The organism is uncultured Fibrobacter sp. (assembly GCF_947305105.1).
GTDB lineage: Bacteria > Fibrobacterota > Fibrobacteria > Fibrobacterales > Fibrobacteraceae > Fibrobacter.
Map to the genome: position 1 here is coordinate 1 of NZ_CAMZCS010000043.1, position 24,860 is coordinate 24,860.

General features: G+C 49.7%; 22 protein-coding genes and 2 pseudogenes. 13 read left to right on the forward strand and 11 right to left on the reverse strand.

All coding sequences use genetic code 11. The annotated features are described in order from the left end of the window. Positions 1-406: PLP-dependent transferase (locus Q0Y46_RS13525; RefSeq protein WP_297948098.1), on the reverse strand; the 406-nt coding region annotated here is incomplete at its 3' end. 448 nt (positions 407-854) lie between these two features. On the opposite strand from Q0Y46_RS13525, the pseudogene Q0Y46_RS14965 reads away from it, so the two are divergent. Next, positions 855-1,031, forward strand: a pseudogene (locus Q0Y46_RS14965) (cell filamentation protein Fic); the annotation flags it as partial. A gap of 116 nt (positions 1,032-1,147) precedes the next feature. Beyond that, positions 1,148-1,309: a MarR family transcriptional regulator gene (locus tag Q0Y46_RS13535; RefSeq protein WP_297948104.1), complete on the forward strand. Its 162-nt coding sequence runs from the start codon at positions 1,148-1,150 to the stop codon at positions 1,307-1,309. 94 nt (positions 1,310-1,403) lie between these two features. Here the strand turns inward: Q0Y46_RS13535 and Q0Y46_RS13540 are convergent, their stop codons facing one another. Next, on the reverse strand, positions 1,404-2,453 hold the full coding sequence (locus tag Q0Y46_RS13540; protein WP_297948107.1) for a sulfate ABC transporter substrate-binding protein: 1,050 nt from the start codon (positions 2,451-2,453) through the stop codon (positions 1,404-1,406). Positions 2,454-2,669: 216 nt separating this feature from the next. Between Q0Y46_RS13540 and Q0Y46_RS13545 the strand changes: the two genes are divergently transcribed. After that, positions 2,670-3,677 (forward strand): DsrE/DsrF/DrsH-like family protein, encoded by a 1,008-nt coding sequence (locus Q0Y46_RS13545; protein ID WP_297948110.1) that lies wholly within the window; start codon positions 2,670-2,672, stop codon positions 3,675-3,677. Positions 3,678-3,701: 24 nt separating this feature from the next. Here Q0Y46_RS13545 and Q0Y46_RS13550 read toward each other — a convergent pair whose 3' ends face one another. The 3 genes from Q0Y46_RS13550 to Q0Y46_RS13560 all read right to left on the reverse strand — a co-directional run bounded on the left by Q0Y46_RS13550 (position 3,702) and on the right by Q0Y46_RS13560 (position 6,021). Next, positions 3,702-4,646 carry a LysR family transcriptional regulator gene (locus Q0Y46_RS13550; RefSeq protein ID WP_173798452.1) on the reverse strand — a complete coding sequence of 315 codons (945 nt, stop codon included), beginning with the start codon at positions 4,644-4,646 and terminating at the stop codon, positions 3,702-3,704. A gap of 102 nt (positions 4,647-4,748) precedes the next feature. Next, complete coding sequence (locus Q0Y46_RS13555; protein WP_173798450.1) at positions 4,749-5,156, reverse strand: NifB/NifX family molybdenum-iron cluster-binding protein; 408 nt, start codon at positions 5,154-5,156, stop codon at positions 4,749-4,751. After that, positions 5,149-6,021: a radical SAM protein gene (locus Q0Y46_RS13560; protein WP_173798449.1), complete on the reverse strand. Its 873-nt coding sequence runs from the start codon at positions 6,019-6,021 to the stop codon at positions 5,149-5,151. The genes Q0Y46_RS13555 and Q0Y46_RS13560 overlap by 8 nt, the downstream gene beginning before the upstream one ends. A gap of 314 nt (positions 6,022-6,335) precedes the next feature. Here Q0Y46_RS13560 and nifH point away from each other — a divergent pair. The 9 genes and pseudogenes from nifH to Q0Y46_RS13605 all read left to right on the forward strand — a co-directional run. Then, a pseudogene (nifH, locus tag Q0Y46_RS13565) lies at positions 6,336-7,193 on the forward strand (nitrogenase iron protein); the annotation flags it as partial. Between the two features lie 14 nt (positions 7,194-7,207). After that, a complete protein-coding gene (locus Q0Y46_RS13570) occupies positions 7,208-8,812 on the forward strand; it encodes a nitrogenase component 1 (RefSeq protein ID WP_290961195.1) in 1,605 nt (534 codons plus the stop codon). A gap of 17 nt (positions 8,813-8,829) precedes the next feature. Continuing rightward, a complete protein-coding gene (locus tag Q0Y46_RS13575; protein WP_173798447.1) occupies positions 8,830-10,182 on the forward strand; it encodes a nitrogenase component 1 in 1,353 nt (450 codons plus the stop codon). Between the two features lie 236 nt (positions 10,183-10,418). After that, a complete protein-coding gene (locus tag Q0Y46_RS13580) occupies positions 10,419-11,633 on the forward strand; it encodes a hypothetical protein (RefSeq protein ID WP_297948114.1) in 1,215 nt (404 codons plus the stop codon). 15 nt (positions 11,634-11,648) lie between these two features. After that, entirely contained in the window at positions 11,649-12,683 is a 1,035-nt protein-coding gene (locus Q0Y46_RS13585; RefSeq protein WP_295684176.1) for an ABC transporter substrate-binding protein, read from the forward strand. A gap of 12 nt (positions 12,684-12,695) precedes the next feature. Next, entirely contained in the window at positions 12,696-13,511 is an 816-nt protein-coding gene (locus tag Q0Y46_RS13590; RefSeq protein ID WP_297948117.1) for an ABC transporter ATP-binding protein, read from the forward strand. Then, a complete protein-coding gene (locus Q0Y46_RS13595) occupies positions 13,508-14,272 on the forward strand; it encodes an ABC transporter permease subunit (protein WP_297948121.1) in 765 nt (254 codons plus the stop codon). The genes Q0Y46_RS13590 and Q0Y46_RS13595 overlap by 4 nt, the downstream gene beginning before the upstream one ends. 2 nt (positions 14,273-14,274) lie before the next feature. After that, the gene (locus tag Q0Y46_RS13600) at positions 14,275-15,144 is read left to right on the forward strand and encodes a class I SAM-dependent methyltransferase (RefSeq protein WP_297948124.1); all 870 of its coding nucleotides are present in this window, start codon (positions 14,275-14,277) and stop codon (positions 15,142-15,144) included. Between the two features lie 66 nt (positions 15,145-15,210). Next, positions 15,211-16,377, forward strand: a complete 1,167-nt coding sequence (locus tag Q0Y46_RS13605; protein ID WP_297948127.1) for a MalY/PatB family protein — start codon at positions 15,211-15,213, stop codon at positions 16,375-16,377. 10 nt (positions 16,378-16,387) lie between these two features. Here Q0Y46_RS13605 and Q0Y46_RS13610 read toward each other — a convergent pair whose 3' ends face one another. Continuing rightward, the gene (locus tag Q0Y46_RS13610) at positions 16,388-16,969 is read right to left on the reverse strand and encodes a DUF6803 family protein (RefSeq protein WP_297948130.1); all 582 of its coding nucleotides are present in this window, start codon (positions 16,967-16,969) and stop codon (positions 16,388-16,390) included. Positions 16,970-17,081: 112 nt separating this feature from the next. On the opposite strand from Q0Y46_RS13610, the gene bioB reads away from it, so the two are divergent. Further along, positions 17,082-18,026, forward strand: a complete 945-nt coding sequence (bioB, locus tag Q0Y46_RS13615; RefSeq protein ID WP_297948133.1) for a biotin synthase BioB — start codon at positions 17,082-17,084, stop codon at positions 18,024-18,026. A 55-nt stretch (positions 18,027-18,081) separates the two neighbouring features. Here the strand turns inward: bioB and Q0Y46_RS13620 are convergent, their stop codons facing one another. The 5 genes from Q0Y46_RS13620 to Q0Y46_RS13640 form a co-directional block, all read right to left on the reverse strand. After that, on the reverse strand, positions 18,082-19,161 hold the full coding sequence (locus Q0Y46_RS13620) for a hypothetical protein (RefSeq protein ID WP_297948136.1): 1,080 nt from the start codon (positions 19,159-19,161) through the stop codon (positions 18,082-18,084). A 205-nt stretch (positions 19,162-19,366) separates the two neighbouring features. Beyond that, positions 19,367-21,052, reverse strand: coding sequence for a GTP-binding protein (locus tag Q0Y46_RS13625; RefSeq protein ID WP_297948139.1), 1,686 nt, complete (start codon positions 21,050-21,052; stop codon positions 19,367-19,369). Then, a complete protein-coding gene (gene cysD / locus Q0Y46_RS13630) occupies positions 21,052-21,951 on the reverse strand; it encodes a sulfate adenylyltransferase subunit CysD (protein ID WP_297948142.1) in 900 nt (299 codons plus the stop codon). The genes Q0Y46_RS13625 and cysD overlap by 1 nt, the downstream gene beginning before the upstream one ends. 58 nt (positions 21,952-22,009) lie before the next feature. After that, on the reverse strand, positions 22,010-22,336 hold the full coding sequence (locus Q0Y46_RS13635) for a ferredoxin family protein (protein WP_297948145.1): 327 nt from the start codon (positions 22,334-22,336) through the stop codon (positions 22,010-22,012). Further along, positions 22,320-24,092, reverse strand: a complete 1,773-nt coding sequence (locus tag Q0Y46_RS13640; protein WP_297948147.1) for an adenylyl-sulfate reductase subunit alpha — start codon at positions 24,090-24,092, stop codon at positions 22,320-22,322. Before Q0Y46_RS13640 ends, Q0Y46_RS13635 begins: the two co-directional genes overlap by 17 nt. Positions 24,093-24,860: the final 768 nt, after the last annotated feature.

A 24,860-nucleotide genomic window follows, 5' to 3' on the forward strand; every position in this document is an offset into this window, starting at 1 on the left:
CCACGAAAGTGGTTTCGATACCGAATTCGCGGAGCGTGTGCTGCAGCAGGTTGAAAGTACCGCCGTAAACAGTGCGCTGGGCAACCACGTGATCGCCCTTGCGAGCGAGAGCCGTGATGGCATAAGTAATTGCAGCAGCGCCGGATGCGACAGCCAGGGCGGCAACGCCACCTTCGAGGGCAGCGATACGTTCTTCGAGCACACCCTGTGTAGAGTTGTTGATACGGCCATAAACGTTACCGCCAGCCTTCAGGGCGAAACGGTCAGCAGCATGCTGTGCATTATGGAACACGTAAGAAGAAGTCTGATAAATAGGAACTGCGCGAGAATCGGTTGCGGGGTCCGCCTGTTCCTGGCCAACGTGAATCTGGAGAGTTTCAAAGTGGAGCTTGTTCTGTGTCGTCATGATAAAAATTCCTTTTTAGGTTGCAGCGGGCAACCGGGTCTAAAGAGACCCGTGCTCGCGATATATGGTTTTTGAAGATATCCTTAGGCTTATTTTTCTAACCTGCAAAGCCTTAAGGACGAAAGACTTTCGGCTAGTTCGTTTTCAGAATGCCTCTCGGCATTCGACAGTCACTTATCATAGGCGCTCCTTCGAATGCTTAGGGTTCACAAACCATTTTGTTTTCCCTATCAATCTTGTAGGCAATAAGATAGAATAAGATTTCCCCCCTGTCAAGCCATAAACGCATACTATTTAACTATTGTTTGTTATAGGATTTGACTATAACCAATATTGTATGAAACGATTACAAATATTCAAAGTTGTAGTAGAGCTCTCAATATTTTTCAACGAAATACGGAGTATTTGAACATATTCCGAATTTTGTTGAAATTTTTGCTGTGAAAAGGTCGGGAACGACATCTTCGCCAAGAATTCGTGGTATTTCAGGAATGCGCTCGTCCGCGCCAACTACAAGAATGTGAGAAAGGGAATCCAGCAGGAACCAGAGAATCTTGAAAAGTTCTTCCGGAACCTGCTAATGGGCGAACATAACGAACTGAAAAATCGCTATTTGCATGTTGACTACAAGAAAGTCAAAGACAAAGCTGCGGTCGAAAAATCAAAAAATGTCACAGTAAAATATCACAGTAAAAAGTCACAGTAAAAATCAGTGAACGCCAGAAATAGATTCTAGACATTGTGAAAGAGAATCCGAATATTCTGCAAACGGAACTGGCAGAACGCTTTGGAGTCCGGCGAGAGACCATCCACCGCGATATGAAAAAGCTCGTGGATGCAGGCATTCTTTGCCGTTCCGATTCAGATAAAAAGTGCAACTGGAAGGTGGCGAAAGAAATATAAAAAAATTCCCCGCTCCGAAGAGCAGGGATTTTCGCTATGACAATTTGGCCCTAGATTCTATCGCCTCTTCGAGGCTCCAGAATGACAAACTGGCTTACTTCTTTTCGTAAATCTGGTCGAAGATGCCGCCGTTGGAGAAGTGCGTCTTTTGCGCCTTGTCCCAGCCGCCGAAGTGCTCGATAGAAATCAAGTTCACGTTCTGGTCGAATTCCTTGTACTGGTCGAGAATGGCCTTGTTGGAGGGGCGGTAATGGTTCTTCGCGGCAATGTGCTGGCCCTCGTCGCTGTAGAGGTAGTTCAGGTATTCGGTAGCGAGTTCGCGGGTGCCGCGCTTGTCGACCACCTTGTCCACGATGGCAACAGAGGGTTCCGCCAGAATGCTGATGCTCGGGATTACGATTTCGTAGTCGTTCGGGTAGTCCTTGAGCGCGAGGAAGGCTTCGTTTTCCCATGCGAGAAGCACGTCGCCCTGGCCGTTTTCGATAAAGGTTGTGGTAGAGCCGCGTGCACCGGAAGCGAGCACGAGCACGTTCTGGAACAGTTTCTTGACGAAGTCCTTGACCTTGGCTTCGTCGTTATTGTACTGCTTTTCGGCCCATGCCCAGGCGGCGAGGTAGTTCCAGCGCGCGCCACCGGAAGTTTTCGGGTTCGGCGTGATGATGCCAATACCCGGCTTCACGAGATCGCCCCAATCCTTGAGTCCCTTCGGGTTGCCCTTGCGGACCAGGAACACGATGGTGGATGTGTACGGGGAACTGTTCAGCGGGAATTCCTTGACCCATCCGTCTTCGATGAGGCCCGCGTCGCGCACGGCATTCACGTCGAATTCAAGGGCGAGCGTCACCACGTCGGCTTCAAGACCGTTGGCCACTTCCAAGGCCTGCTTGCCGGAACCGCCGTGAGACTGCGTGATTTCCACTTCGCCGCCTGTCTTTTCTTTCCAGTGCTTCTTGAAGGCTTCGTTGTAGTTGGCGTAGAGTTCACGCGTCGGGTCGTAAGACACGTTGGTGAGCGTCTGCTTTTCGACCTTCTTGGCGGATGCCTCGCTCTTCTGCTCGTCAGAAGAAGAACATGCGCTAAAACCGATAGTTCCCGCAATCAGGAGGGTTGCCGCAATGGCGGACTTGACAAAATTCTGATTCATTCTTATACCTCGCTTGTTTATTGTTTTTGTTTGTTGTTTTTTTGTGCGCCGAAATATAGAACGCGTTTTTGCCACTGTCCAATACTTAATTCTTATGCGGTATTATCGGATTTTTCTATAGAGAGCCGAATTCGCGCCGGTCATTCAAAAAAGCGATAATTGGCGATTGGAAAAATGTATTTGAAACGCTCCCGGTGAGGTTTTATTTTTTATTATATGTCCGAAGTCAAAAAATTCCTTGCAAAAGATTTCTACAAGGTTGATCCCAAGAATTCGACCTTACTCGATGTCCGCGAGCCGAGCGAAGCCATCGTACGCCCTGTAAATGGTGCGTTGCAGGTTCCGTTCTTTGAACTGTCCAAGAAGATAGACGGCATCCCGAAAGACAAACCCGTTTACGTTTTCTGCTCCACGGGGGACCGCTCCGAAGAGGTTGCTGAAATCCTCGCCGACCGCGATTACGACGTGTACAATGTGGAAGGCGGGCTTGAAGCTGTCCCGAAAGTGCATTTCGTGGATGCCAAGGGCCTCAAGTGCCCGGGACCCATCGTGAAGGTGGACGAAGCAGTCAAAAGCGTGTCCGTCGGCGAAGAAGTCCAAGTGGAAGCGACCGAGAAGGCGTTCTTCTCGGATGTGGATGTCTGGTGCCAGCGTACCGGCAACGAACTAAAATCGCTCACCGAAAAAGACGGAGTCATTTACGCAACCATCGTAAAGCGCGACACGCCCCAATCTCTCAAAAAAAGGGATTTTGAGCACGGCAAGACCTTTGTCGTTTTTAGTGGCGATTTGGACAAGGCCATCGCTTCGTTCATCATGGCTAATGGTGCCGCTGCGATGGGCCGCCCGGTCACGATGTTTTTTACCTTCTGGGGAGTAAGCATTTTGCGCAGGCCCAAAAAGGTCCGCGTCAAGAAATCGTTCATCGGAAAAATGTTCGGGTTCATGATGCCCCGCGGCTCCAAGAAACTCGGGCTTTCGCGCATGAACTTTGGCGGTATCGGCGCAAAGATGATTCGAGCCGTGATGAAGCAGAACGGAGTCTCTTCGCTGGAAGAATTGATTGAAAGCGCAAGGCAGAAAGGTGTGAAATTTGTCGCGTGCCAGATGTCGATGGAACTGATGGGAATCACTGCAGAAGAGTTGATTGACGGCGTGGAACTCGGCGGCGTCGCGACAATGCTCGGCTCCACCGAAAAATCTGATTTGACATACTTTATTTAAGATTTAAAATTTCGAAAGCGAATCTTACGATAAGATATTGCGTTCAGCAGTGTAAGCCTTCAAGTATTCTTCCATTTCGCGGATATAGATGCGGCAAATGGTACTCAACATGAAGTTTTTCTTGACAATGTAACCGATTTCCATATTACGGTCGTTTTCACCGTTATCGTCCTTGAAGGGAACGGCAACATAATCGGATCCATTTATTTCTTCGCTGATAATTCCAGAACAAAGCGTGTAGCCGTTAAGCCCCACCATAAAATTCAGCATGGTAGCACGGTCATTCGCCTTGATCGTCTTGTGATATTCATTTGTACTCAATATTTCTTCGGCGAAATAGTAATTTCCGCTTTCGCCCTGTTCAAACGAAAGGCACGGGTACTGCGAAAGGTCTTCAAGAGTGACATACTGCTTGGATGCCAGGGGATTATTTTTCCACATGTAGGCATAAGCGTTGCAGACAATCAGCTTCTGAAAAACAAGATCGTTTTCCTTGAGTAGATAAGTAATGTATTTCCGGTTAAAATCACTCAGATAGATAATTCCGATTTCACTGCGAAGGCTTATCACATCATCGATGACTTCTTTAGTCTTTGTTTCACGGAGCGCAAAGTCGTAATCATCGATATTGTAGCTTTTGACCATATTCATAAAGGACTTGACAGCAAAGGAATAGTGTTGCGTCGAAACAGCGAATCTTTTCTTCTTCTGTTCTTCCTTGCCATAGCGCTTTACAACCGATTTGAAATGGTTTATGAGCTCATTTGCGCGAGCTACAAATTCCTCGCCTTCGGGCGTGAGCGTCACGCCGCGATTCGTGCGGTTGAAAATGATAATGCCAATTTCTTTTTCCAGATCCTGGATTGCCGTTGTCAGCGATGGCTGCGATATGAACAGCATCTCGGCAGCCTTGCTGAACGAGCCCGTATTGGCAATCCCGACGGCATAACGCAATTGCTGAAAAGTCAAAGTCTTTTTATAGTCCATGTAAAGCACCCCAATAGCGGGCAAAAAATATAGAACGCGTTTGTCGCTGCGTCTAATACAATTTTTTTAGGACTTTCTATAGATTTAGACTATACTTTCCCTTATTTTTAGGGCTCTTTGAGCAATCTTATTGCGATATAAGTTTATTTTAGCAATTGCGTCAGCAACCGGGAGACCGATATCGAACGCACGGACATTAAAGCGCGCCAAAGCCTGGATTGCCTGCGGGCCAATCTGCGAGCAAAGAACGTAATCCAGATCGGATAGATTCCTTGCTGCCGTAAGCATCGACAAATGTTCCATATCGCGCTGGCCACAAGTGCCGTCCCCGCACGTTCCGTCACAATGTTCCGGCTTTACGCGAACTTCGATCTTTTCAAATTTTCCGCTCGCATCATCGACTTCATAAATATCAAATGCGGCAGCATGCCCAAAGTGAACATTGACATTCACACCATCGTTTGTGGCTACTGCGATTTTATATTTAGCCATGAGAGAAGGTCTCCTTTACACGGATACGGTCCATGTAGATTTGCGCACCGATATCGTAAACGCCGGGAACGCCTACGGCATCGGCACGGCAGTGGGAGCAATGTTTGAAGACGTTAATAAATACGCCCGCTTCTTCCTGAGCGATTGCAAGCGCCTTTGCACTCGGGGCGGGCAAATCCTTGAATCCGTTTTGCGGAATGAGCGGAATGATATTGTAGATGATTGCACCGGCTTCGCGGACGGTGGCTGCAACGTCTTCGATGTGCTTGTCATTGATACCCGGGCAAAGCACGGTATTTACCTTCACGAGTGTCCCGCTGGCGGCAACCTTGCGGATACCTTCCAGTTGGTTGTGAATAAGGATTTTGGCCGCTTCGACACCTGTATAGGTCTTGCCGTGGTAAAAAATCCTAGCGTTGATCATCGCCTCGATTTCAGGATCCACGGCATTCACCGTGACGGTAAGGGTATCAATTCCAACTTCAATGACTTCATCCGCCCTGTCGTTGAGCAAGAGCCCGTTAGTACTCATGCAACGGATAAGGTTCGGGAATTCCTTCTTGACAAGGCGGAACGTGTCCAGCGCAAAAGGGGTCGCCAGCGTATCGCCCGGCCCCGCAATACCCACGGTAGTAAGTTCCGGTACGTATTCGAGTGCCTTGCGGATGTATCCGCAGGCTTCTTCAGGCTTGATAACCTTGCTCGTATTCCCGGGAACCTGCGCATCTTCGTTGATACGGCGGTCACAAAAACGGCATTCGATATTACATCCCGGAGCAACCGGCAAGTGAATGCGTCCTTTTCTGTTCTTGCACGCACCAAAGCATGGGTGTTCTCTAAAAACAGTTTCTTGATTTATTGCCATAGTCTCTGCTGAAAAATTGTTGAACATTTACCTAGCGTTCCGCAGCTTATCAGTTTTTTCTATGAAACAAGTGGGTTAGAATTTAAAAAGCCGAATAGCAAAATCCAAGACGAATCAGATGGCAAAAAAGACAAAAAAAACTTTTTTTGTGCTAGGTATAGATTGGAGCCAAATCCGACTATAGGGAGCATTTATGGCTGAGAGATTTTTTTGAAATTTTCTCAAAAAACACCCCCGAAAGATATTGGATATCAAAAAAGACAATTCTAAAATTTCGCCACCTAGCGTTTCTGTAGGCAACAAACAACCTAAGGAGACTTAAAATTATGGCAAAACGTTTACGTCAAATCGCTATTTACGGAAAGGGCGGCATCGGCAAATCGACTACGACCCAAAACTTGACTGCAGGCCTTGTCGAACAAGGTAAACACGTTCTTGTTGTCGGTTGCGACCCCAAAGCAGACTCTACCCGCCTTTTGCTCGGCGGCCTTCACCAAAAGACGGTGCTTGACACCATTCGTGACAACAAGACTGAAATTCAGCTTTCTGACCTCGAAAAAGTGGGCTTCAAGGGCGTTCGCTGCGTGGAATCCGGCGGCCCGGAACCAGGCGTGGGTTGCGCAGGTCGCGGCATCATCACCTCCATTAGCATGCTCGAACAGCTCGGCGCTTATACCGAAGACCTTGACTACGTTTTCTACGACGTGTTGGGCGACGTGGTGTGCGGTGGTTTTGCCATGCCGATTCGTGAAGGTAAGGCCAAGGAAATTTACATCGTCGCTTCCGGCGAAATGATGGCCCTTTATGCAGCAAACAACATCTGTAAGGGTATCGCGAAGTATGCCCAGCATGGCGAAGTGCGCTTGGGTGGCATCATTTGCAATAGCCGCAACGTGGACAACGAACTCGATTTGCTCCGTGCCTTTACCAAGGAACTCAACACGCAGCTGATTCAGTATGTACCGCGCAACAACATCGTGCAGCAGGCAGAAATTCGCAAGAAGACGGTGATTGAATTTGAACCGAAGTCCAGCCAGGCAAACGTCTACCGCGAACTCGCCAAGAACATCGACGAAAACGAAATGTTCACCGTTCCGACCCCGATGACGCAGGATCGCCTGGAACAGATCCTTATCGACTACGGCATGATGGAAAAAGACTACCAGATTTAGGAGAAATAAATCCTATGGCATCGACCAATATTAACCTTAACATGACCTCGGTCGAAAACCGCGAATATCGACTGGGTACGATTATCGGCTGGGACGGCAAGGCGAGCGACCTGATTAAGGAATCTGCCTATGACGAACGCAGCGCAAAAAAACATGGTGGCTGTGCAGGCAAGGGTAGCGGCTGTAAGCTTTGCGAGCTAGCGTCCCCGCTCAACCAAGAAACCATGTGCTCTAACGCTATTATCCAGTGCCAGGTAGGTAATTTGACGGACTGCGCCCTGATTGACCATTCTCCGATTGGCTGCAGTGGCGAAAACTCCAAATTCAACCTTTCTATGCATGTGGGCCTTAAGCGTCGCGGCAAGCCTTTGCAAAATACGTTGAACATCAGCACCAACCTTAAAGAACAGGACATGGTGTTCGGCGCTTCCGAAAAGCTTCGCCAAACGATTCGTGACGCGAAGGAACGCTTCAACCCCAAGGCGATTTTCATCGGCATGGCTTGCGCTACCGCTATTATCGGTGAAGACATCGATTCCATTGCCGAAGAAATGGAACCCGAAGTCGGCGTACCTATCATTCCGCTGCATTGCGAAGGTTTCCGCTCCAAGCACTGGTCTACTGGCTTTGACATTGCCTTCCATGGCGTTCTTCGCCAGATTGTGGAACGTCACCCGACCAAGAAGCAGAATGACTTGATTAACATCGTTGCCCTCTGGGGTTCGGACTATTTCTCCGAAATGCTCGCTCCGCTTGGGCTGCGCGTGAATTACCTTCTGGATACGGCATCCTTCGAAGAAATCCGCCAAGCTTCCGAAGCTGTCGCGACCGCTACCTTCTGCGATACGTTGGGCGGCTACATGGCTACGGCACTTGAAGAATCCTTCGGCGTTCCGCAAATTGACGCCCCGCAGCCTTACGGCATCAAGGGTACCGACGAATGGCTCCGCGCCATTGCAAAGGTTGTCGGCAAGGAAAAGGAAGTCGAAGAATACATCGAAAGCGAACACAAGCGTATCGCTCCGAAACTTGCCGAACTCCGCGAATTTTTCAAGGGCAAGAATGGCATCGTGATGACGGGTTCTGCTTATGCTCACGGCCTTATCAGCGTTCTTTCGGAGCTGGGAATTGGCCACGACGCAGCCCTCGTTTTCCATCACGACCCCATTTACGATGGTGCTGGAAAACATCAGGACACGTTGAAAGAGCTTGTGGAAACTTACGGCGACATTCCGCACTATACCGTAAGTAAGACCCGCGCCTTCCAGCTTCCGCAGCTTTTGAAGCGCGCCAAGACGGACTTCTTGCTCATTCGTCATCCGGGTCTTGCCTCTGTTGCGGGCCACCTCGGATTCCCGACCCTCACCATGGGCGACGAGCATATTCCGGTGGGCTACGAAGGTATTCTCCGCATTGGCGAAATGCTCAAGGGCGTTCTTTCGCGTACAAAGTTCAACCAGGTTCTCAAGCGTAATGTAAAGCTCCCGTATTCTGATTGGTGGCTCGCTCAGGACGATCCGTTCTACCTGACGCATCACCCGGAAACACTTAACGACCTTCCTGAACCGAGAAACCTCAAGTTCAGCAAAGATAAAGAACCCTATTCGGAAAACGCATAGTAAGGGAGATTTCGAAAATGTCAGAAGCACTTAAAACAAAGAAAAAAAGCAATTCTATTTCGGACCCCCGCTATTCTTGCGCAGTTGGCGCGTCTAATACGGTTGTCGGCATCAAGGGTGCCGTGCCTATTGCCAACTGCTCTCCGGGTTGCCAGCTCAAGCAAACTGCTTTCCTCACGTTCGAAAACGGTTTCCAGGGTAGCATTTACGCCGGTGCCGGCAACATGCCGAGCGCAAACTCCACCGAAAACGACATCGTGTTCGGCGGCATCAAGACTTTGGATCAGTTGATCAAATCGACGCTCAAGGTTTTCAACGGCGACCTCTATGTCGTTCTCACCGGTTGCGTGGGCGGCCTCATTGGTGACGACGTCTCGAGCCTGGTTAACGAATATCGCGATTTGGGTTACCCGATTGTCGCTGTTGATACCGCAGGTTTCAAGGGCAACAACCTTTTCGGTCACGAAGAAGTCGTGAATGCCATTGTCGACCAGTTCGTGGGCGATTACAAGGGCGAACGCAAGAAGGGCCTTATCAACCTCTGGTCCGAAGTTCCGTATTACAACCAGAACTGGCGCGGTGATTATCAGGAACTGGCCCGCATTCTTCGCGGCGCAGGTTTTGAAGTCAACGTGCTGTTTGGACCCGAAAATAATGGTGTCAAGGACTGGTTGCGCATTCCGGAAGCTCAGTTCAACCTGGTGGTTTCGCCTTGGGTTGGCGTTCGCAATGCCGAACACCTTCAAGAAAAATACGGTCAGCCGTTCCTTCACATTCCTGAAATTCCCATTGGTGCCGAAGCGACAAGCGAATTCATCCGTAAGGTTGTCGAATTTGCAGGAATCGACAAGGAACAGAGCGAAAAGTTCATTGAACAAGAAAATGGTATCTATTACTACTATCTGGAACACTTTTCTGAATTCTTCGCTGAATACTGGTACGGCATGCCGAGCGAATTCGCCATCACCGCTGATTCTGCCTACACGCTTGCCTACACCAAGTTCCTTGCCGACCAGATCGGACTTATTCCGCGCAAGGCAATTGTCAGCGACGATCCTCCGCAGAAATTCCGCGAGCAGATCGAAAAAGCCTTCCACAACATTAGCGAAGGCGTCGATGTCCAGGTGGAATTTGAGGAAGATGGCTACCTGATTGAAAAGTCAATCAAGGAAGTCGATTTCTCTTCTGGAAAGCCCTTGATTCTCGCTTCTTCGTGGGAAATCAATCTTGCCAACGACAAGGGAGCTTTGTTCTTCGAAGTTACTCCCCCTTCCAGCGAAACCTTGATTATCAATCGTAGTTTCGTCGGTTACAAGGGCGCGCTGAATCTGCTCGAAAAGATTTACAGCGCATCCGTTGGCGGAAAATAAACAAATAAGTCAAACAAAATAGAACGAGGATACCTATATGTGTAGCACTTGTACTTTGGCTCAGGGCATTTTCCAATAAGCATCTGCATTTGCTAGATGACATGTTGGGAAAGCCACGCACGAGCAATTCTCAGTAAATAAGCCAATGCCTTTTTAGGCATTCGGCATTTTCCCAAACGCTCGCAGAATTTTATTCTGCGTGGTAATCCAACAATTATAAAAAAAGGAGATTTTCAATGAATCTCACAAAAAATACCACAGCTAAAATCATTCTCGCCTCTGCAATCGCAGCATTCTCCGCAGAGTCCATTTCAGTCACCACGAAATCCGGCGTAACCGCAACTCTCTACGGTTTTGCATCTCTTAACGCCGCCTACGAAGACTCAAAAAGCAACAACGGCAACTTCGCCAACTTCGTTGCGGCTTCGGACATCACCAATGAAAACGACGGCGGTTGGCATCTGACCCCGAATCTGACCCGAATCGGCCTCAACCTTTCGAGCGGTGACGATTCGACATACCTCAAGGCAAACGGTAAGGTCGAAGTGGACTTCTACGGGGGTGGTTCCGCCAACAATCCCAATCCGCGCCTCCGTCACGGCTATGGCGAAGTTTCTTTCGGCAAGACTGGCTTCTCCATTTTGGGCGGTCAAACTTGGGACGTGATTTCTCCGTTGGTGACGCCGACGCTCAATGCCGGCGTTCTCAACAACTCCGGTGACGCGGGCCTTCGCAGGGCCCAGCTGAGACTCACCGAGAAAATCCCCGTTGCAGGAGGCTCCGTGGACATTGCAGCCGCCATTGTCCGCACCATCGGCGAAAACCAGCCGTACAACACGACTTCCGCCTCAGAAACCGGCACCGATGCTGACATTCCCACGTTCCAGGGACGCGTCGGCATAGCCGTTCCCCTGTGGGTAAAAGACAAGAAGTTCGGCCTAGGCGTTTCGGGCCATTACGGCAAGGAAGAAATCGACCTGAATGATACCGGTGATACCAAAGATATCCCCACATGGTCTGCGAATGTGGACTTGACCCTTCCCATTACCGGCACAATCGCCATTCTTGGCGAAGGATTCATCGGAGAAAACCTGGATACATACGCCGCAGGCATCGGACGCGGTTTTACAGCCAATGCCAACGATCCTGAAAGCGTAAAAAGCATCGAGGCCTACGGTGGATGGATTGCATTGCAGGCCAAGTTGATTCAAAAGCTGGCAATCAACGTGGGTTCTGGTATTGACAAACTGGACCGAGACGACATCGAAACCGTTGGCGGCCGCGAACAGAACATTTCCGTTTTCGCAAACGCGACCTACAACCTGACCGAAGCCTTCTCGCTCGGATTTGAATACCTTCACATCCAAACGGATTACCTGACTGCCGGCACCCAGAAAGTAAAGGAAGCCGACCTGAACCGTTATCAACTTTCCGCAACATACGGATTCTAATAAGGAGGTTTGACAATGAATCATAATCTTCATAAAAAGCATTCTCGGATTGCTTTGGCATTCCTTTTCACCTTCGCCTGTGCCGCATCTGCTTTTGCCGCAGACAAGATTTCCATCGGTTACCTCTCTTCTACGGGTCAGGGAAAATTCTTCATCGCTAAAGATGCCGGCATCTTCGAGAAGAACGGCCTTGACGTGACCTTGGTGGAATTTTCGAATTCCGGTGACGGCATCGCCGCAGTCCGCGCGGGCAAACTCGACGCCGGTGCATTCGGCTCTCTCGCTCCGCTCATCCACATTGCACAAGGCGCAGACATCCGCGTCATTGGCGGTATCATGGGTGGCGACCAGGCTGTCATCACCCGCAAGGAAAACGCTGGCTCCGTCAAGAAGTTGAGCGATCTCAAGGGCAAGAAAATCGCGACTATTCGCTTGGGTACTGCCGATGCAATCGTTCGTGGCGGCCTCAAGAAAGAAGGCATCGACTGGCACAAAGACGTGACCATCGTGGAACTCAAGAACCCGCCTGCAGTAATCGAAGCTGTAAAGAACGGCAGCGTGTACGCAGGCGTCACTTGGGGTCCGCATGACCTCCGTGCCGAAGAAGCGGGCCTTTCCGTGGTGCTTCGCAGTAAGGACATCAATCCGGGCCACATCTGCTGCCGCCTGATTGCCTCGCTCCGCAAGATTGACGGTCGCGAGGACGTTTACAAGCGCTTGGTCAAGTCGCTGATCGAAGCCGAGGAACTGGTGCAAAATGACCACAAGAAGAGTGTGGAAATTATTGCCAAGTGGATCAAGCTCGACACAGCCCTTGTCAACAAGGCGTTCTACAGCGGTCATGTCACGCAAGATACCGACCCGAACGTGAAGGGCGTCGAATTCTTCTGGGATTTCTTGAAGGATGCTGAATTCATCAAGTCCGACAAGAAGGTCGCTGAATATGTGCGTACCGACTTCTACCAGAAAGCCATCGCAGAACTCCGCAAGCAAAAGCCGAATTCCGAGTTCTACGCGAATGCTGAAAAAATATTCAAGTCCAGAAACTAGAGGTGAGACAACATGAGTCAAACGCAAAGTGGTTTTGAAACGACGAATCTCGGTTTTTCTTACGATGGCAAGGCCATCCTGAAAGACATCAACTTGAAAATAAATCAAGGTGAATTCGTGTGCCTGCTGGGCGAAAGCGGCAGCGGTAAAACCACCTTGCTGAATCTTTTCGCAGGCCTCACCAAGCCGGGCGAAGGCCATATTTATTGGAACGGAAAGGAAATCGAAAAACCTTCCGCCGAAAGGAGCGTCGTCTTCCAGGACTACTCCCTTTTTCCATGGCTCACCCTTCTCCAGAACGTCACGCTCGCCATCAAGAAGACTAAAAAAGTCAAGAGTGGCGATGCGAAACATTTGGCCGAAGAATACCTGAACTTGGTGGGACTTTCGAGAAGCCTCAACAAATATCCCTTTGAACTATCGGGCGGAATGCGCCAACGCGGAGCAATAGCAAGAGCCCTGAGCGTTGGTGCCGATGCCCTTTTATTAGATGAACCTTTTGGGGCGCTTGACCCCGTAAACCGAGCAAGCCTTCAGGACTTGGTCTTGGAACTTTGCCGTGGCGTAAAAGATCGACCAATTACAACGTTGTTTGTAACTCATGATATTCGTGAAGCCGTCTATTTGGGAAGTCGAATTGTCGTATTGGGATCGACACCAGGCCGTATCATTGCAGACATTCCTCTGGATTTCCCGGTAAGGAAAAATCGTAGTGATTGGTTCCGCGACGAAAAAGTTCAACAGACTATCGTTGCCATTGAAGATGCCTACCACAAAGATGTCCTTGAAAAACTCGGGCATATCGTACAGGGAGGTGCAAGCATATGAGAACTTTTAAAAAATATCTATCCAAGCTTTCAGGAATTCTTTTCCTCCTGTTTTTACTGGGAATCTGGGCTTTCATCAGTTGTGGCCCGGAATGGAGCAGCCAATACCTGTTTCCATCGCCCAAGGCGATAGCGAACGCCCTCTTTGATTCTCGTGAAGAACTCTTGCGAAGTGCAGGAGCGTCCCTCTTGAAACTTGTCCCCGCTTACCTAGTGGCGGCCATTGTCGGCATTTCCATCGGAATTCTTTCCGGGTCTGTTTCTTGGATAAGCAACATGCTGAAACCGATTTCCCGATTTGCAGCGCCGATTCCGCCCAACGTTTATATTCCCTACGCTATTGCGATTCTCCCGACCTTTTACCTGTCATCCACGTTTATCATTTTTATTGCTGCATTCTGGCCTATTTACTTGAATACGGCAGCCGGTGCCGCCGATATTCCCGAAAAATACAAACGCAACGCCGCTATTATTGGAATAGGTCGCTTTGAATACTTGTGGAGAATTGCCCTTGTAGCAAGCCTTCCGTCCATATTCTCAGGGCTTTCCGTAGGCATGGGACTTTCGTTCATCATGCTCACGGTCGCAGAACTCTTCGGCGAAAATACGGGGCTTGGGCACTTTGTGCAATTTTATGCGGACTATTCCGACTATCCCAACATGGTGGCAGGAATTCTTTGGACAGGAATTGTCGTGCTTGCGATTATGGAACTTTTTGAATTTGTAAAACGCAAACTCTTGTTCTGGACAAAGGCGAATTAGACATGATTAGCAAAACTGCGCTTTTGTGCGCTCTTGCCCGGGCCGTACACACCCACAGTAAATGCGAAAAGATTTTTGAAGACGAATTTGCGCTGGATTTTGTCGGTTTAAAGGAATACCGCCACGCCCGCAACCTCGCAAAGACGTTTCTCCCCGCGAAAAAGCCAGGCGTTAAAAATTATCTAACCAAGGATTTACTGAATCAGTATTTCCTACCGATTGTTCTTCCGCGTAATCGTTTTGCCGAAGATATTGTCGATACCAAGCAGAAAACAGGAGACGTGCAATATGTGCTCTTGGGTGCGGGCCTAGATTCTTTTGCGCTTAGGAACAAAAGCCAAAATGTAGATGTCTTTGAATTGGACCTTTATGAAACTCAGGTTTTCAAGATTGAGCGGATGCGGGAACTTTTCACCAAAAGGCGACCTAAAGTTCACTTTGTAGAAATTGATTTCAACAAAGACAGCATCATTGACAGATTGATGTATGCGGGATTTAATCCCAAAAAGCGCTCCGTCTTTTCGATTCTTGGAGTGTCCTACTACATTCCGATTGAAATTTTCTTCAAGACCATTTCGCAGATTTCCCAGATTGCAGCGACTAATAGCGTGGTGGTTTTCGATTACTACGAAAAAGAGCAGAACAGCGCGGACAGCACCACTAAAATCAGCCGCCTAAAGCAAATTGCCGCCGCATGTGGCGAACGAATGGCTGATGGTTACGACCCCGCACAAGTGATTGAACTGGCCAAAAAATCGGGCATCAAATATTGCCACGACCTTACCCCAAAAGATCTCGACGAAGCTTTTTTCAGGGATTCAGCAGAACTTTCCGCATTCGAAGGCGTTCACCTGATTTACTGCGGCTTATAGAAAAAATGTATTAGGAATAGTGTGCACAAGGTTCTATCTTTATTCAGTTAAACCTTGATTTGTGCAATGAAATATGATTTCGATACAGTAATTGATCGGCGGAATGCGGATTCTATAAAGTGGAATGTCGCCGAAAACGTGCTCCCCATGTGGGTGGCGGATATGGATTTCCGGACTGCCCCCGAAATTTTAGATGCGCTCAAAAGCCGCCTGAATCATGGTGTTTTCGGGTATGCGGATGTTCCCGACGCTTGGTACAATGCCTACATCAATTGGTGGAAAAAACGTCATGGCCTGAAAATGGAAAAGGAAAACTTGACGTTTTCTGCGGGCGTGATGCCTTCGATTCTCTCCGTAATCAAGCGGCTTGCCGCCCCGTGCGAAAACATCGTCATCCAATCTCCGGTCTACAACAACTTCTACAACTGCATCGAAAATAGCGGTTGCAACGTTGTTGAAAACCAGCTTTTGTACAAAGACGGGGCTTACTCCATCGATTTTACGGATCTGGAACAAAAGTTGTCGAACTCGCAGGCAAATGCGATGATTCTCTGCAATCCCCACAACCCGATTGGAAAAATCTGGAGTGCAGAAGATTTGGCAAAAATCGGCGAACTTGCCAAGAAGTACAATGTCACCGTCATTTCTGATGAAATCCATTGCGACATTACGGAGCCTGGGAAAAGTTATGTGCCGTTTGCAACGGCTTCCGAAACTTGCCGCGAAGTAAGCGTCACCTGTATTGCCCCGACAAAGACTTTCAACTTGGCGGGTCTCCATACATCGGCGGTGTATGTGCCGAATCCTGTTCTACGACGAAAAGTGAGGCATGCGCTCTATACGGATAAAATCGCCGCGCCCAATTCCTTTGCGACGGTGGCCACCGAGGCAGCCTTTAACCGCGGCGGAGAATGGCTTGAAAGCCTGCGCGAATACCTCTGGGAAAACCGGAAACTGGTTGAAGACTTTTTAGCGAAGGAACTCCCGGAAATCAAGGCCGTCAAGGGAGACGCCACTTACCTCGTGTGGCTCGACATTTCGGCCCTGCGCGAGTCGGGAAGGAATGTTGCCGCCTATTTAAGGCGCAAAACGGGACTATTCCTTATCGGGGGTGACGCCTACGGTACCGGTGGAGAACATTTCTTGCGGATGAATGTTGCATGCCCTAAAAGTGTGTGCCTAGAAGGGCTCAACCGGCTTAAACAAGGAATTACAGCGTTACTACAAGCGTGATTTTTACGCATCAGTGATGATGCGAATGGTCGTGCATGGAATGGTCTTGCTGCAAAAAATCCTGCTGAATATCGCCGTGTGAATGATGGTGAGAATGATTCATCTCGACGGATTGCTTTGCCGGCTGGTAGCCTGCTATGGACGGATCCACCATGCCAAAAATCATAGCAATGTGAGAAAGAACCAAGAATGCGGCCAGCAAAGAAATGCGGATGATGTGCCTTTTCTTCGGCTCCGAACGCTTAAAGAGCAACTTCAAGTTGAGCAGCGCCAGCAGAATCATCGGGATGCCCGCCAGCAGATACGAGAAGATGGCGACCGCATCGACCCATGTCCTGAATTCCCCATTGGACGCAAGCGGCAGGACTACAGCAGGGACGAGGTAAAGGATGATGCCGATAAATGCAATGCCTGCGAGAACGCCGCACATGCGGTTCACCTTTTTTGTCAATTCGGCCCTTTGCGAGAGGAGCGGAATCAACAGTTCCGTAATCGCGATGGTTTCTGCCAAGACGACAGGAATTGCCATGAACAGAATCAAGTTCCACGGCGAATTCTGCATCAACAAATCCATATAATGGGTGGAAGACATTATGCGCTCCTTGGTTTGTTTTTTCCTATATTTTTAGTAGGAAAGTAGCAAACGGCGACTTAAAAAACAACGCTTTGGCTTATAATAATTTTCTATAGGATAGATTTCTACTATGAATCGACACACCGCTCTTGCAATTTTGAACGCGCACGCAGATTCCTTGCCGAACTTGATTGAACAGGCTTACCAGTTGCGTACAAAGTACAAGGGAAACCGCGTCAGCATCCAGTTGCTCACCAATGTCCGCAGCGGAAACTGCACGCAGAACTGCGCCTATTGCGCCCAGTCGCGGGATTCCGAAGCGCCGATTGAAAAGTACCGCTATGTAGAAGACAAGAAACTTTACGGCGACAACGACCTCGTTGACGAAATGCATTTGGCGAGGCACTGCATCGGATTGAGTGGAATCCGCTTCGCTGACGATGACATCGAAAAGCTCGCCGAACGCATCCGCAAGATGAAAAAGAACGACACGCAAATTTGTTGTTCTATCGGGTTCCTGACCGAAAAGCAAGCGTTGATTCTTAAAGAGGCAGGACTCAACCGCATCAATCACAACTTGAATAGTAGCCGTCGTTTTTACCCGAACATCTGTACCACGCACACGTACCAGGAACGAATCGACAACCTGAAAATGCTCAAGGGTCTCGGTTTTGAGATTTGCTCCGGCGGCATCATCGGCATGGGAGAAACGCCCGAAGACGTGGTGGACATGCTTTTTGAGCTGCTTGAGATTAATCCGGATTCGGTGCCCATCAACTTCCTGCTGCCGGTAGAAGGTACGCGCCTTGCGGAGCGCGACATTTCAGTTCTCACGCCCGAATACTGCATCAAGGTGCTTTGCCTTGCGCGCCTGATGCTCCCGAAATCGGATATCCGCTGCGCCGCCGGCCGCGAAGTGTATTTCAAGGGGCACGAGAAGACGCTCTTCAAGGTAGCCGACTCTATTTTTGCGTCAGGCTACCTCACCGAAGGCGGCCAGAGCCTCGAAGAAACATTCCGCACCATCGAGGCGGCAGGCTTCACCTGGCAAGTGGAAAGCGAAGCCTCTCATTAGCATAAAAAAAGCCCCCCGGCGCGGATTACGCCAGGGGAAGGTTTTGGAGATGTAATTACTGGATGCTTGCGGTAAAGCGGGCAGCAATGGCAACATCAGAGAGTTCCTTTTCGCTGTAGGCGCTCAGCTGAATTTTGCTGTGCTTGCCGAATTTCTTGATGAGGCTCACCGTCCAGGCGAGTTCATCGGCATCGGCCTGAATCTCGTCGCGGTCGGCAACGTATTCAAGTTCCGCATACAGGCTGTTCAAGATGCCCGCAGTCGGGATTTCCACACCCACGAAGAACGGAACGTAGTCGGTACCCTGGGCGTATTCAGACTTGATGGCATTTGCTGCCGAGAGGTTTTCGCCGTCACCCGTGGTGATGTAGGCAACTTCGCCGTAGAGGCCGAGATTCTTCGCGAAATAGTAGCTTGCGCGGCCTGCAATGCGGTGCGAGACTTCTGCCGTGTGCTGGATAGGATCAAGGACGTTTCCACGGTAGGCGGCGCTGATTTTCGCATCGCCGAACTTGAGGGTTTCTTCAGCGCGGAGATAACCGGTATCGAACTTGTTGTCGTAAGTGCCGAGCAACAGGCTGAAACTAGAAATTCCCTTGTCAAAGCCGAAGCCGAGAGCGTCGTGCTGGTAATCGCGGGCAAGGAATCCGCGCTTGTTCAGGTGTACGTCCACGTAGGTACCGAAGTTACCGGCAACAGTCCAGTCGGTACGAAAGCGACCGAATTGCGCACTGAAATCGCCGAAACCAGTGTTCCATTTGTACTTGGCATAGTAGGTATCCGCACTAAACCTGTCTTGTGCAGATTTGGTTGCCTTGACATTTCCATTTTGATCTACAGTTACATCCGTCACGTTCTTGTTGCCAAAGGCCGGAGAGAAAATGCGCAGGTTGATTACCGCCTCGAAATCGCTGGAAGTGTACTTTCCGCCAATGTTTGCACGCAAGAAGGAATTGTCGAGCGTGTTGTCGGCATCGTTATCGTAAACGGCCTTGATGGCCTGTGCCTGCACGTTGCCGGTGAGTTTGAAAGCGGGTTCTTCTGCCTTGGGGGCTTCCTGGGCAAAGACGTTTGAAGCGAAAAGGGAAGTCGTAATGACCGCAGCGGCGGCGAGCTTTGCAAAATTCTGGTTCATTCTTGTACCTCTCTTGTTTGGTGTTCTTGTTGTGTTTTGTTTTTTGTGCGCACAAATATAGAAGGCGTTTTTTACCATGTCCAATACTTTAATTTTATGCGGAGTTATCGGTTTTTGCTATACAAAAAATCCCCGCCTTCGCGGGGATGACTATTAGAAAGACAACTGTGACAACTATTGGAATGACAACGGTGTGCGTCAGTTGTTACTTTATCACAACTTTTCTGTATGTGTCAAAAACTGTCCACTTCTTGAAAAATTCTTCGCGGCCAATTTCACCCGCTTCGGCGTATTCGCGAAGCAAGCGAGATACGTCTTCATCGGAGTTGACCTTGATTTCAAAGCCTCGTCCATTGATGACGGGAACATTTCCGTAGCGGTATTCGGCTACCGGGGAAATTGCCACGATGCGCTTACCGCGCACCTTGACGGCGATATTGTCTCGCAAAATGATGATATCAAAATCATCGGGGTAGTGGTAGCTTTCGCCTGTGGTGGGAATTTCGTCGTCAACCGTGTAGTGTTGCTTTACAGGTTGCTGTTTTACGACAGAGAGCGTTGCTGTATCGTAGAAAAATTCTTCAAAAATTTCTCCTCGACCATGGCGCTCGCCTTGCACAAAGGCTGCCTTTTCGTTGGATTGAAGTTGCTTTTCGTAGAGCCCTTCAACAACGCCGCAAGCGGCTGTTGCATGCGTTACGATGTCAATGAGAATGAGCTCGCCAAGCGTTTTGTGCTTTTCAAAAAGATCAACGACAATGGCTTCGGCGAAAACAAGTTCGCAGACGGCAATCCCGTTTTTGGAAATGCTTTCTGTTTCTAAGTGTGCGCCTGTGTTCACGTCAATGGCATAGTCGATTTTCGTGAGTGTTCCAGGAATAATCTTTGTCCCGATTTTGACGAGGTAGTCTTTGCCTAGCGAAAGCGGCTCGTCATCCATCCACAAAAGTGACGCCTTGATTTTCTTGTAGCTACCGATGCTTGCATCTCTAGCGAGCACGCAACCTCTCGATACGTCAACTTCACGGTCTAGCGTAATCGTGACCGGTTCGCCAGCGTGGGCTTCTTCGACATTCCTGTTTGTGTAGAGAATGCTTTTGACGGATGCTTTCTCGTAACTCGGGAGGGATTTGATGACGTCTCCGACTCGAACTGTTCCTGATTCAATTTGTCCTTGGAAACCGCGGAATGTGCGGTCGGGGCGGCTCACGCGCTGCACGGGCATGTAAAATCCCTTTTCTAGTGCAGAGCTTGATGTATCGACATTTTCAAGGTATTCAAGTAATGCAGGACCTTGATACCATGCAATGTTTTTCGATTTGATGGTAACGTTGTCGCCTTCTGTTGCCGAAAGCGGAATAACTTGTATGTTGCTCAGGGAATGAGTCTGTGCAAGTTCTGCGATTTGTACCTTGATTTTGTTGAATACATCTTCGCTGTAGCCCACAAGATCCATCTTGTTCACGGCAAAGACAAAGTGGCGAATACCCATCAGCCTGCAAATGCGGGCGTGTCTACGCGTCTGTACGAGAACGCCTTGCGATGCATCTACGAGAATCACGGAGAGGTCCGCAAACGAGGCGCCCACCGCCATGTTGCGGGTGTATTCCTCGTGCCCCGGGGTGTCCGCCACAATAAAGCTGCGGCGATCCGTCGTGAAATAGCGATACGCCACATCGATGGTAATACCCTGTTCGCGTTCGGCCATCAGGCCATCGAGCAAAAGGGAATAGTCGATTTTTCCGTTGCGGCTACCCACCTTGCTATCGAGCTCCAGCGCCTTTTCCTGGTCAGCATAAAGCAACTTGGAATCGTAAAGGATATGCCCGATGAGCGTCGACTTTCCGTCGTCCACACTGCCGCATGTAATAAACTTCAACAAGCCTTTCATTAGAAATATCCCTCCCTCTTGCGGCGTTCCATGCTGCCCGCGGCTTCGTTGTCAATCACACGGGAAGTGCGTTCCGAAGATACAGCGCTTAGGGTTTCATCAATGATTTCGTCAAGCGTTGTCGCTGTCGATTCGATGCCGCCCGTGAGCGGGTAGCAGCCCAACGTGCGAAAACGCACCGACTTGATTTCGGGTGTTTCGCCTTCGTGCAAAGGAAAGCGTTCATCATCGACCATGATGATGTTGCCATCGCGTACTACGACTGGGCGCGGGGCTGCAAAGTACAGCGGGACAATATCAATCTTTTCGCGTTTGATGTACTGCCAGATGTCTTTTTCGGTCCAGTTGGAAATCGGGAAAACGCGGATGCTTTCGCCCTTGTTAATCTTGGTGTTGTAAAGTTTCCACATTTCGGGGCGCTGGTTTTTCGGATCCCAGGCGTGTGCGGAATTGCGGAACGAGAAAATACGTTCCTTTGCGCGGGACTTTTCTTCGTCGCGCCTGCCGCCACCAAATGCCGCGGTAAAACCATACTTGTTCAAAGCCTGTTTCAAGGCCTGCGTCTTCATGATGTCGGTATATGCAGAACCATGGTCAAACGGGTTGATGCCGCGACTTACGCCATCCTGGTTGATGTATTCCAGCATCTCGATGCCGAGCTTTTGCGCCGTGCGGTCGCGAAACTCAATCATCTCGCGGAACTTCCACGTGGTGTTCACGTGCAAGAACGGGAAAGGCGGCTTTTCGGGGTAAAAGGCCTTCATGGCCAAATGTAGCATGACTGAACTGTCCTTGCCGATAGAGTAGAGCATCACCGGCTTTTCGCATTCAGCTGCGACTTCGCGGATGATGTAGATGGCTTCGGCTTCCAGCTCGTCGAGGTGTGAAAATTCGCTCAATTTAAATCTCCATTAAGATTCCGGGCCAAGCCCGGAATGACGAATGTTGTGAATTCTTTTAATACTTATTTGATTCCTTGGGGTCGATATCGATAGTCTTGACGCTTCCGTCATTCAGTTCAAAAATCCAGCGCACGATATCGTTCTTTTCTCCCTTAACTTTTTCGGTGTGCACCTTGCTGCCCTTGCCACCAATGTCTTCACCGAGGAAGAATCGGATGGCATGAACCGGGCATTCCTTGATGCACGAGGTGCAACCCCAGCAGTCCTTGGGGTATTTGATAAACGCTTTCTTGTTCTCGTTTATCTTGATTAACGTGCCGGGGCAAACGTCGTGGCAGCGCCCGCATCCGATGCACTTGCCTTGATCAATGATGATGCTCATAGTTCCTTTGCCCTTCTGCGGTGAGTTCACGCAAGATGATTTTAATTTGTCCGTTTTCGAGACGGGAATTCACATATTTGCGGAAACGTTCGTTGTCTTTTTCGGGATAGTCGGTGTTTTCGGCAAAACTGTGCCAACGCGTTTCGTGGCGGGCAGCCAGGTGCGCAATCACGCTCTTGCAAACCGTGAGGCGTTCCTTGAGCTCGTAGATGTACATGACTTCTTGCAAGTCGTCTGCATGCAGGTCGCCCACACGGGCCTCGATTTTCTCGATTTCCCTGCGGGCAATTGCTAGCTGATTTTCGCTATAACGATAGCCCGTCTTGATGCCGCCTGCATAAGCGTCCATAGCCGCTTGCATTGCTTCTTCAAGACTTTCAGCGGTGTCCGCGCCGTTCTTGTTATTGAGGAACTTCTCGATTTCTGCGATGTGGTTTTCAATCTCGCCCTCCTTAATGGTTGCTTCGGCATGCTCAGCAACCTTAAATTGCACGTCAGGTCCCTGAGCTGGTTGATGAGTTTGTCGAATCAGCCGAAGGGCCGACAAACTCTCTATATACTCCACCGCGCTCTTTGCCGCAATCTCACCTTCGGCAAGCGCGCCCGTCACATACTTTTGCGGGGCACCACCGGCAACATCGCCCGCGGCATAGAGACCTTCAATAGTCGTCGCGCGCTTGGTATCCACCCAGTAACCGCTTGCGGTGTGGCCGCCCACGATGTAGGGTTCCGTACCTTCGATTTCCACATTCGCCTTCGACGGCGTGTCGTTTTCAATCCAGCGAATCGTCTGCGATGGAGCCATATTCAGGTAAGCCTTCAGGAGCGATTCTTCCTGTTCGGGCGTAATACCGACGGTGCGCAGGTAGCACGGCCCGCGGCCTTCCAGATTTTCGGCCACCGTGCCGTACACGCGTTCGGAGGTAGAAATCCCGTACTTGGTCTCGTAAACTTCTCCGAGCGCATTCACCTGCTTGGCGCCCACGCCCTGCGCAAGCGTTCCCGTCGGGGCAATCGTGTCCTTGCAACGGAGCGCTATAAACCGCATTTCGAACGTGGTCATCTCGGCACCATGACGGATGCCCATCGCGTAACCCGCACCCGTATTGAACGGCGGGTACCACATCTTGTGCCGTGAAAATCCAGGATTGTTCGGGCGGTAAAGCCCAGCCGCACCGCCCGTCGCGACAATCACCGCGCGCGCCTCGATGGCGTAAAAAGTATCGTTCTCTATCCCGAAACCGAACGCGCCGTCAATCCTGTTGTCGTGAACGGAAAAATCGAAAATGTTCACGTGGTTCAACACCTGAACGTTCGGGGCCTTCGCGACTGCCGCCGCCAAAATCGGCTTGATGTTCTCGCCGTTGATTTTGATGTTGCGGTTCCCGCGCGTCACATACTTGCCGTCCTTATCCTTCAAGATGACCAGGCCCAGCTTTTCCAGGTGCGCCGTGACTTCGTTAAACCTCTCCGAAATGGAATAGAGCAAATCCTCGCGCACGATTCCGGCGGCGTCCTTCTTCGCGTATTCCACGTAATCCCTGGGCGTGCGGCCTTCGGTAATGTAGGCGTTCAGCGCGTTTACGCCAGCGGCAAGACAACCGCTCCGCTTGATGTTCGCCTTTTCGACGACTAGAATTTTGAGGCCAGCGCCTTTATTTCCCGCGGCATTTGACGTGGCAGTAATCGCGGCATAACAGCCGGCCGTCCCGCCGCCTATAATCAACAAATCCGTTTTAAGCCGTTCTATCTTCACAGCATCTCCGTACAACTTTAGGTGCTGCCAAATATAGAACGCGATTTTCACCCCGTCCAATACAATGTTTTTATGCGAAGTTATCGAATTTTTCTATAATGCGCGCTTTTGGGGACAAAAAAAAGATGTTTTTTGTTCTAGGGGCATATAAGATTACTTTCCATTGCAGTTTTATACGCCCTTCAAAGCACAAAACTTACTTCAGAAAGCGACATCCTCAATAACGGGACATATAAAAGCATAGTTTTCATCACATTTATACGCCCCATCAGGAGCAAAATCATCTTAAATCAAGTTACTTTGTCTGTATTTTACACAAACGGGGCATATAAAAAAAACAAATTTCGCTTTCTTATACGCCCCGCCACACAAAAAAGAGAATTCTAGACCTCTTTCCACAGCAAAAACACAAAAAAAGCCCGCCGAATGTTCGACGGACTCTTGAAAATGTTCATTACAGCCAGTTATACACTTCTTTCCGAAAGCTTGGATAAGCGAGTATAGCGAGGCCGCTATCTCCCGCTAAGTAAGCGAGCGAGACAAGGCGCGAGTCCCCGTAGCACCACTCTTTATCCCGCTAAGTGGAACCGAGCAAGACAAAGAACGATTTGGCGTAGCGTACTAAAACGTACGTGAGCCAAATCGTGATGCCGTATTGCGAAGGTTACACGACGCGGGTCATGCCGGACATGCGTTCACGCAGCCAAGCTCCAACTTCTTCCACCGGATGCTGACGGATGTTCTTGTTCACCTTGATCAGTTCTTCGT

Excerpts from the sequence above, each read along its gene's own strand:
- Q0Y46_RS13605 (WP_297948127.1), top strand. The coding sequence starts at position 15,211 with ATGAAATATGATTTCGATACAGTAATTGATCGGCGGAATGCGGATTCT.
- Q0Y46_RS13590 (WP_297948117.1), top strand. The coding sequence starts at position 12,696 with ATGAGTCAAACGCAAAGTGGTTTTGAAACGACGAATCTCGGTTTTTCT.
- Q0Y46_RS13585 (WP_295684176.1), top strand. The coding sequence starts at position 11,649 with ATGAATCATAATCTTCATAAAAAGCATTCTCGGATTGCTTTGGCATTC.
- Q0Y46_RS13625 (WP_297948139.1), bottom strand. The coding sequence starts at position 21,052 with ATGAAAGGCTTGTTGAAGTTTATTACATGCGGCAGTGTGGACGACGGA.
- Q0Y46_RS13580 (WP_297948114.1), top strand. The coding sequence starts at position 10,419 with ATGAATCTCACAAAAAATACCACAGCTAAAATCATTCTCGCCTCTGCA.
- Q0Y46_RS13540 (WP_297948107.1), bottom strand. The coding sequence starts at position 2,453 with ATGAATCAGAATTTTGTCAAGTCCGCCATTGCGGCAACCCTCCTGATT.
- Q0Y46_RS13545 (WP_297948110.1), top strand. The coding sequence starts at position 2,670 with ATGTCCGAAGTCAAAAAATTCCTTGCAAAAGATTTCTACAAGGTTGAT.
- Q0Y46_RS13620 (WP_297948136.1), bottom strand. The coding sequence starts at position 19,161 with ATGAACCAGAATTTTGCAAAGCTCGCCGCCGCTGCGGTCATTACGACT.
- Q0Y46_RS13560 (WP_173798449.1), bottom strand. The coding sequence starts at position 6,021 with ATGGCAATAAATCAAGAAACTGTTTTTAGAGAACACCCATGCTTTGGT.
- Q0Y46_RS13610 (WP_297948130.1), bottom strand. The coding sequence starts at position 16,969 with ATGTCTTCCACCCATTATATGGATTTGTTGATGCAGAATTCGCCGTGG.
- Q0Y46_RS13635 (WP_297948145.1), bottom strand. The coding sequence starts at position 22,336 with ATGAGCATCATCATTGATCAAGGCAAGTGCATCGGATGCGGGCGCTGC.
- Q0Y46_RS13595 (WP_297948121.1), top strand. The coding sequence starts at position 13,508 with ATGAGAACTTTTAAAAAATATCTATCCAAGCTTTCAGGAATTCTTTTC.
- Q0Y46_RS13575 (WP_173798447.1), top strand. The coding sequence starts at position 8,830 with ATGTCAGAAGCACTTAAAACAAAGAAAAAAAGCAATTCTATTTCGGAC.
- Q0Y46_RS13570 (WP_290961195.1), top strand. The coding sequence starts at position 7,208 with ATGGCATCGACCAATATTAACCTTAACATGACCTCGGTCGAAAACCGC.
- Q0Y46_RS13600 (WP_297948124.1), top strand. The coding sequence starts at position 14,275 with ATGATTAGCAAAACTGCGCTTTTGTGCGCTCTTGCCCGGGCCGTACAC.
- Q0Y46_RS13555 (WP_173798450.1), bottom strand. The coding sequence starts at position 5,156 with ATGGCTAAATATAAAATCGCAGTAGCCACAAACGATGGTGTGAATGTC.
- bioB (WP_297948133.1), top strand. The coding sequence starts at position 17,082 with ATGAATCGACACACCGCTCTTGCAATTTTGAACGCGCACGCAGATTCC.